The sequence below is a fragment of the Vibrio sp. V30_P3S12P165 genome (assembly GCF_009904905.1).
Taxonomy (GTDB): domain Bacteria; phylum Pseudomonadota; class Gammaproteobacteria; order Enterobacterales; family Vibrionaceae; genus Vibrio; species Vibrio fujianensis.
In genome coordinates this window covers 23182-31373 of the sequence record NZ_WXWH01000071.1, presented here as the reverse complement: position 1 = coordinate 31373, position 8192 = coordinate 23182, and the positions used below count along the sequence as shown (strand labels likewise).

Below are 8192 nucleotides of genomic sequence, written 5' to 3'. Positions count from 1 at the left end.
TTTTTGTTTTAAAGAAGGGAACCTCGTGTGTCGCTCCAGAATTAATAGTTGTCATCGTACTCAACGATGAAATGCGACACTAGCTCAGTTGGTAGAGCGCAACCTTGCCAAGGTTGAGGTCACGCTTTTTTGTTTTAAAGAAGGGAACCTCGTGTGTCGCTCCAGAGTTAATAGTTGTCATCGTACTCAACGATGAAATGCGACACTAGCTCAGTTGGTAGAGCGCAACCTTGTCAAGGTTGAGGTCACGCCTTTTTGTTTTAAAGAAGGGAACCTCGTGTGTCGCTCCAGAGTTAATAGTTGTCATCGTACTCAACAATGAAATGCGACACTAGCTCAGTTAGTAGAGCGCAACCTTGACAAGGTTGAGGTCACGCCTTTTTGTTTTAAAGAAAGGGGGCCTCGTGTGTTGTTTAAGTTTTATAGCCCCATCGTGCTTAACGATGAGATATACGGACGCGGGGTGGAGCAGCATGGTAGCTCGTCGGGCTCATAACCCGAAGGTCGTCGGTTCAAATCCGGCCCCCGCAACCAGTTCTAAAGCTATTATCGTGCTTGACGATAAAATGCAGCACAAGCTCGGTTCATCAGAGCAAAGTTTCTCAATATCGAGATAATCCTTTAAATAAAAGGGTGGTGTGTATTGCATGATTTAAGCTTTCATCGTGCTTAACGATGAGATAGTACGGACGCGGGGTGGAGCAGCATGGTAGCTCGTCGGGCTCATAACCCGAAGGTCGTCGGTTCAAATCCGGCCCCCGCAACCAATTTTCTGACAGAGCATCATGCGCTGATCAGCGGTAGGTGATAAACTTAGCTGCCAATTTAAAGCTTTTATCGTGCTTAACGATAAGACAATACGGACGCGGGGTGGAGCAGCATGGTAGCTCGTCGGGCTCATAACCCGAAGGTCGTCGGTTCAAATCCGGCCCCCGCAACCAATTTTCTGTCAGGGCATCATGCGCTGATCAGCAGTAGGTGATAAACTTAGTCGCCAGTTTAAAGCTTTTATCGTGCTTAACGATAAGACAATACGGACGCGGGGTGGAGCAGCATGGTAGCTCGTCGGGCTCATAACCCGAAGGTCGTCGGTTCAAATCCGGCCCCCGCAACCAATTTATTTCAAAAATGACTAAGCTGCGCACTTGCGCAGATTTTTTTATTTTTTGTGCTGCTCATTTTGGCTATGCCAATGTTCTTTTATTTATGCTGTGAAGCAAAATTACAATTCGTCACAATCAGTCTCTTTTGCCGACAGTACGTTCATTTAGAAAATTTCCTCGGCTACACCCATTCCTACTTCAGGCTAACCTATGTTCAGTCTAGGTTAGCTATATTAATCAACAGAGTTATCCACAGAATTATTTATGTGGATAATTTGGTGAATAAAGTGTTTCTATAGGGTGATAGTCATGCAACGTCTAGGATCTTTTTATGATGGGGTGTTGGTATTAACTATTTAAAGTTGCATAACCTATTGATTTTTTAAGTGTTTTATTTGTTTTCTATAGGTGGCAAAGTAGTTGGAATGATCATTAACTGTGTTTTTATTGATCCTAATCATTTCCTGCTAGTGTGACTAACTTTTTTAAAGTTTATCAAACGCTATCTTATTAAAATTTTTTTCCACACCCAGTAATTTGCGAAGTGTGTCAAAAAATGCACTAAGTTTTTTGTTGGTTACGCTATCGCTAAGCATCTCGAGGTAGCCCTTTTTGTATAATGCGAATAAGCCGTTGATGTTTGTTGGTGATGTGGCTAATTTTTTTTTGTTGCTGCTTTAAAGCCCAGTCAATATGAATATCTAATAACTCATTGATTCCTTTTTTTTCCGCTAAAATATCGATTATCTTTTGTGAATAGGGGGCATTTCCCATGGCGATAATGAGATTTCTTTGCCATTGTTGATAACCAATGCGACGGATGGGAGAGCCTTCCATATAACGTAAGAAGGTTTTTTCATCCCATGTAAAGAGATCAATTAAATCGCTATTATGTAACGTTTCTCGACGATGAAAGTCAGATTCTTGGGTTAGATCTGCGAAACGATTCCATGGGCATACGAGTTGGCAGTCATCACAGCCATAGATACGATTTCCTATTGCATGGCGAAATTCTTCAGGAATAACGCCAGAGTATTCAATCGTTAAATAAGAAATACAACGTCGAGCGTCTACGACTCCATCATCGATAATTGCACCTGTAGGGCAAGAGGTGATACAGGATCGACACTGTCCACATTGATTTTCTAAAGGTGTATCGACTGGCAGAGGGATATCAACAAGCAGTTCCCCTAAAAAGAACCAAGATCCTGCCTCTTTATCTAAAATTAAAGAGTGTTTTCCTGTCCAACCAAGGCCTGCTTTTTGTGCCAGGGGGCGTTCTAGAATCGGAGCTGAGTCGACAAACGGTCGATATCCTAATTGTCCGATTTCTTGTTCAATTTTCACGGCTAACTTTTTCAGCCTCTGACGAACGAGTTTATGGTAATCGCGTCCAAGGGCATATCGGCTAATATAAGCTTGGGTGGGATCGGATAAATTTGTGGCAAATTGGGCCTGAGGTGGAAGGTAATTGATTCGAGCGCTTATTACGCGAAGCGTTCCTGGGAGAAGTTCTGCCGGGCGGGCCCGCAACATACCATGGCGAGCCATCCAGTCCATTTCTCCATGATAGCCTGCATCAAGCCAGCGTTGTAAGGCGGCTTCATGCTCACTTAAGTCAATATCACAGATCCCAACTTTATCAAAGCCAAGTGCTTTGGCCCAATCTTTGATTTGGTCTGCGAGTATTTGATAGTCCATAGTGAGCTTAGGTTATCGAATGGGCGAAGGATCTTAACGGATCTTATCTGGCTTATCTAGATAAAAAGGTAAGGGTTTTTGCTTTATCAAGAAAAAGTTTTTCTGTTTACTTACAGAACAATGCTTGTCTCTTAAATCTAACCCAGTTTACTATTCGTTCTCTTCTTATTTTTATATAGTCGACATCTGACGCGTTAGAGATCCTTTGTAATGAGTAGCAAGACCTTTACTTTAAAAAATGAACAAGAAACGATAAAACTGGGAACCATGCTTGCGCAGCTATGTTCTCGTCATACGACACTGTATCTCTATGGAGAGTTAGGGGCTGGAAAAACAACATTCAGTCGTGGTTTTATCTGTGCTTTGGGCCATCAGGGAAAAGTAAAGAGTCCAACATATACTCTCGTGGAACCTTACCAGTTAGCTCGTTGGCATGTGTATCATTTTGATCTTTACCGTTTATCGGATCCGGAAGAACTCGAATTTATGGGAATTCGTGATTATTTTACTGACGACGCGATTTGTTTAGTTGAGTGGCCAGAGAAAGGAAGTGGCTTACTGCCAGCATCGGATCTTGATATCGAGATTTGTTATCAAGGTTCTGAACGCAAGGCGAATGTGAAAGCTAATAATGAATATGGCTGTATTTTATTAAATCAACTGGAGTTATAGTGTTCAATTTTCGCAGTTATCTTGAACGTGCCTTAATCGTACTAGTTCTCTCCTTATTGGGAGGAAACGTGTATGCGAATGTGTTGCAAGGTGTGAGAGTGTGGCCTTCACCAGATGAAACTCGTGTGGTACTCGATCTTAAAACAGAGGTCGCGTTTAGTTACTTTACCTTAGGCAGTCCGGAACGCTTAGTGGTGGATCTTAAAAGTACCTCTTTAGCGACTAAGCTGCCTTTGTTGGTAACAGATAGTGTGATCTTAACAAAAATTCGCCCCAGCTCTCCGCCTCAAAGCGACACGTTTCGTTTAGTGTTGGAGTTAAAAAATAAATCCACTCCTCAGCTTTTTAAGCTAGCCCCAACACCAGGTGGACAATATGGTCATCGGTTAGTTATCGATTTACCACACCGTAAAATCAATCCTCCTTCTGCTTCAACGTCTAAAAGCAGTACGACTGTTAGCCGTGATGCTTCTCAATTGATCGGGACGGCTGACATTATTGTTGCGATTGATGCTGGGCATGGTGGGGAAGATCCAGGCTCAATTGGTCCGACGCGTAAATTTGAAAAAGACGTTACGCTTAGTGTTTCAAAAAAATTGGCCGATCAGATCAATGCGGTTCCGGGGATGAAAGCGGTATTAACCCGTTCCGGTGACTATTTTGTGAATCTAAATAAACGTACTGAAATTGCAAGAAAAAGTAAGGCTCATCTTTTCGTTTCTATTCATGCGGATGCATTTCATACTCCTCAACCAAGAGGAGCTTCGGTTTTTGTGCTTAATACACGGCGAGCAAATACCGAAATAGCTCGTTGGGTTGAAAATCATGAGCAGCAATCTGAGTTGTTGGGTGGGGCAGGCGAAGTGCTAGCAAAAACCAATAACGATCGTAATGTGAGCCAAACTCTACTTGATCTTCAATTTAGTCATTCACAGAAAGAAGGTCATAAAGTTGCCAGTAATATTTTGCGCGAAATGGGTAAAGTTGCTCATTTACATAAATCAGAACCCGTCAATGCGAGTTTGGCGGTATTAAAGTCACCTGATATTCCTTCGGTTTTAGTTGAAACCGGATTTATCTCGAATCCAGTTGAAGAACGATTATTATTTCAAAGGAGTCATCAAGATAAATTAGCGAGAGCGATGGCAAAAGCGTTAGTGCAATATTTTGAAGAAAACCCTCCAGAAGGAACTTTATTTGCGAATCGTGGAAAAACGCAACAGCATCAAGTTCAACGAGGTGAATCTTTATCTGTCATTGCGCAAAAATATGGCGCGAGTGTCCAAGCGATCATGCAAGCAAACCAATTGAAAAATTCCCGTCTTGCTGTGGGGCAGCGACTGACTATTCCTGGTGGAGAACGAGGACCTGTTCCTGTCCCCATTGTAAATAATCCAATAGAGACTGAAACTATTACCCATACTGTGAAATCAGGCGAGTTTTTGGGAAAAATTTCGGCTACCTATAAAGTTTCTGTTGATGCGATTCGTCGTGAGAATCGCCTAAAATCTGATACCCTCTTTGTCGGGCAGAAGCTGAGCATTACGGTTAGCCTTAAAGATAAACCACTACGACAACATAAGGTTCAACGTGGTGAGTTTTTAGGAAAAATCGCGAATAAATATAATGTCAGTGTACAAAGTATTCGAGAGGCTAACCAATTACGTTCAGATCAATTAGTGGTTGGCGAATTACTAATTATTCCTAATAAGTAGAGTGAGGAGAGTATGGCGATTCGTATTCTACCCGCTCGTTTAGCGAACCAAATCGCAGCGGGTGAGGTTGTTGAGAGACCTGCTTCAGTGGTAAAAGAGCTGGTAGAGAATAGCTTAGATTCAGGCGCAACTCGGATTGATATCGATATTGAAAAAGGAGGCGCAAAGCTGATTCGGGTGCGAGATAACGGTGCTGGGATCAGTAAAGATGAATTAGGCTTAGCCTTAAGTCGACATGCTACATCAAAAATACAAACTCTAGATGATTTAGAAGCCATTATTAGCTTAGGGTTTCGTGGTGAAGCGCTCGCCAGTATCAGTTCAGTCTCGCGCTTAACCTTAACCTCTCGAACCGCTGCACAGGAAGAAGCTTGGTCTGCTTACAGTGAAGGGCGAGATATGGCGGTAAAACTTCAACCTGCCGCTCATCCGGTTGGTACCACGGTGGAAGTATTAGATCTGTTCTTCAATACGCCTGCTAGGCGAAAGTTTCTACGTACCGAAAAAACAGAATTTACTCATATTGATGAACTCGTTAAACGTATTGCGCTGAGTCGTTTTGATGTCACGCTTACTCTGCGGCACAATGGCAATTTGGTTCGTCAATACCGAGCGGCAAAAACGGAAGCGCAGCAAGAGAAGCGGCTTGCAGCCGTGTGTGGTGCAGCTTTTGTTCGTCATATGCTGCGTATTGAATTAGAGCATCAAGGCTTAACATTACAGGGGTGGATCACGACACCAGAAGGAGCTCGACAGCAAAGTGATCTACAGTATTGCTATGTGAATGGACGAATGATGCGTGATAAGTTGATCAATCATGCTATTCGTCAAAGTTATGAAAGTAGCTTACGTGCCGATCAGTTTGCTACCTATGTGTTATTTATTGAGTTAGATCCTCATTTTGTTGACGTTAATGTGCACCCGGCTAAGCATGAAGTCCGTTTTCATCAGGCCCGTTTAGTACACGACTTTATTTATCAAGCCCTTAGCCAAGCTTTATCAGAAAATAAGCATACCGATACACGAGAGCGGAATCAGGCCGCCTTTCATGAACCGTCTGAAGTTGCTTCAGACTTACCGACAGCGACTCTTGCACATGTTTGGCAAGCGATAGAAAAAACACCCGATTATCCTGGTAAAGCGGCAGCGGAATCAGCGAATAACCTCTCTTTTGTGCGAGAAAAAGCAGCATCAAATTCGTGGATTCGGCCGGTAGCAAAAAAAACGGCACCACTATCAGATCGTTCCGTCGTTAGTCCACAACAAACAAAAGCTTATCAGCACTTAATGCAGACGATAGAACCGCTTTCCTCTGACGCGTCTGTGCCCAGTTCTCCTGCTGTAGAGGCCACGTTTCCTTCTTTAGATAAAGTGTCTTTGGGTAAAGCGATAGCGGTTGTTGACGGGCAATATTTATTGATGACATCGGATCAAGGGTGCGTTTTACTGGCATTAACTAAAGCGCTTGAGCTAAAAATCTTCGGGCAATTAAATGCTCAACAAACCGCGTTAAAAAGTCAGCCATTATTGGTTCCACTCGCAGTCAAGATGGCTGAACAGGAACATGCGGCGTTACAGCAAAGCCACGAATTATTATCAAGGTTAGGAATTGAACTTACGATTCGCTCGCCCTCATCATTGATGATCATGGGCGTTCCTCAACCACTGAGACAGCAAAATTTACAATCCTTAATTCCAGAGTTACTTGGCTATATTTCGGCTCAACAGGCGAATGGATCGGCTGAGTTGACGTTGACCCAATTAACTCATTGGCTTAGCCAACGTGTGATGATAACCAAAAGTGACTACACTTTGTCTGAAGCGATCCAGTTGGTTGCCGAGATCGAACGGTTATGGCAAGGTAAGCTTCCCTTTAATGATCACCACTTTATACAGTTGGTGGATTTTTCCACTACGATTGCAGCATTACATTCATGACAACACAATTACCTCTTGCCTTATTTTTAATGGGGCCAACGGCTTCTGGAAAAACAGGTTTAGCGATTGAGCTTCGAAAAAAATTCCCGGTTGAAATTATCAGCGTGGATTCAGCTTTGATTTATCGAGGGATGAATATTGGCACCGCTAAACCCACAGCGGAGGAGTTAGCACAAGCTCCGCACCGTTTGATTGATATTCTAGATCCTAGCGAAGCATACTCTGTCGCTGATTTTCGGCAAGATGCGCTACGTGAAATGCAAGCAATTGTCCGTGAAGGAAAAATACCGCTCTTAGTTGGCGGTACCATGCTGTATTATAAAGCGCTATTAGAAGGATTATCGCCGCTACCTGCTGCCGATCCTTTTATTAGACAAGCGATCGATTTACGAGCGCAAGTAATAGGATGGGAAGGGTTACATGCCGAATTGCAACAAATTGATCCAATTTCTGCGGCAAGAATTCATCCAAATGATCCACAAAGATTGTCACGGGCATTGGAAGTTTATCGAATTTCAGGTAAAACTCTTACAGAGCTGACAAAAACGAAAGGGGAGCCGATTCCCTTTCGTATTAAGCAGTTTGCAATAGCTCCCAAGGATAGGGCTGAACTCCATCGTCGAATTGAACTTCGTTTCGATAAGATGGTCGAATCAGGTTTCGAGCAAGAAGTGAGAGCGCTTTACGCTCGAGGTGATCTTCATCCTGATTTACCGTCTATTCGGTGTGTCGGTTATCGACAAATGTGGGAGTATTTAGATGGGAAGGGCAGTTTAAATGAGGCCATTTATCGTGGTATCTGTGCAACCCGTCAATTGGCCAAGCGTCAGATCACCTGGTTGCGCAGCTGGGATGATCTAACTTGGTTAGATAGTGAGCATGTTGATCAAGCGTTAGAAACTCTTTCAAATGCCATAGCATCGGATTGAGTTAGCTGTGTATAATGTGATCGCTTTTGCGTGATGTGCCCTGTAAAGGATCCATTGCTTATAGATAGGGCAATGAATCTTTCTGATGAGTAACATAGGGTGTTTTTATTCGTTTAGCTCAGATGTAAAGGCCG

Annotated in this window: 5 protein-coding genes and 6 tRNA genes; 10 read left to right on the top strand and 1 reads right to left on the bottom strand. The window is 43.1% G+C overall.

Annotation, left to right across the window (positions count from 1 at the left end):
- Positions 1 to 73: 73 nt before the first annotated feature.
- The 6 genes from CAG57_RS13565 to CAG57_RS13540 all read left to right on the top strand — a co-directional run bounded on the left by CAG57_RS13565 (position 74) and on the right by CAG57_RS13540 (position 1115).
- Positions 74 to 164, top strand: a tRNA-Gly gene (locus CAG57_RS13565).
- 35 nt (positions 165 to 199) lie between these two features.
- Positions 200 to 290 (top strand) — tRNA-Asp (locus CAG57_RS13560).
- Between the two features lie 167 nt (positions 291 to 457).
- Positions 458 to 534, top strand: a tRNA-Met gene (locus CAG57_RS13555).
- Between the two features lie 156 nt (positions 535 to 690).
- Positions 691 to 767, top strand: a tRNA-Met gene (locus tag CAG57_RS13550).
- A 97-nt stretch (positions 768 to 864) separates the two neighbouring features.
- Positions 865 to 941: transfer RNA gene (locus tag CAG57_RS13545), tRNA-Met, on the top strand.
- Positions 942 to 1038: 97 nt separating this feature from the next.
- Positions 1039 to 1115, top strand: a tRNA-Met gene (locus CAG57_RS13540).
- A 576-nt stretch (positions 1116 to 1691) separates the two neighbouring features.
- On the opposite strand, the gene queG is transcribed toward CAG57_RS13540, so the two are convergent.
- Entirely contained in the window at positions 1692 to 2804 is a 1113-nt protein-coding gene (gene queG, locus CAG57_RS13535) for a tRNA epoxyqueuosine(34) reductase QueG (protein ID WP_099610144.1), read from the bottom strand.
- A gap of 210 nt (positions 2805 to 3014) precedes the next feature.
- Between queG and tsaE the strand changes: the two genes are divergently transcribed.
- From tsaE to miaA, 4 genes are read left to right on the top strand one after another with little or no spacing between them, the layout of a single operon-like run.
- Positions 3015 to 3476, top strand: coding sequence for a tRNA (adenosine(37)-N6)-threonylcarbamoyltransferase complex ATPase subunit type 1 TsaE (gene tsaE, locus CAG57_RS13530; protein WP_099610145.1), 462 nt, complete (start codon positions 3015 to 3017; stop codon positions 3474 to 3476).
- Between the two features lie 35 nt (positions 3477 to 3511).
- Positions 3512 to 5191 (top strand): N-acetylmuramoyl-L-alanine amidase, encoded by a 1680-nt coding sequence (locus tag CAG57_RS13525; RefSeq protein WP_337247051.1) that lies wholly within the window; start codon positions 3512 to 3514, stop codon positions 5189 to 5191.
- A gap of 12 nt (positions 5192 to 5203) precedes the next feature.
- The gene (mutL, locus tag CAG57_RS13520; protein WP_161426879.1) at positions 5204 to 7129 is read left to right on the top strand and encodes a DNA mismatch repair endonuclease MutL; all 1926 of its coding nucleotides are present in this window, start codon (positions 5204 to 5206) and stop codon (positions 7127 to 7129) included.
- Positions 7126 to 8058 (top strand): tRNA (adenosine(37)-N6)-dimethylallyltransferase MiaA, encoded by a 933-nt coding sequence (miaA, locus tag CAG57_RS13515; RefSeq protein ID WP_161426878.1) that lies wholly within the window; start codon positions 7126 to 7128, stop codon positions 8056 to 8058. Before mutL ends, miaA begins: the two co-directional genes overlap by 4 nt.
- Positions 8059 to 8192: the final 134 nt, after the last annotated feature.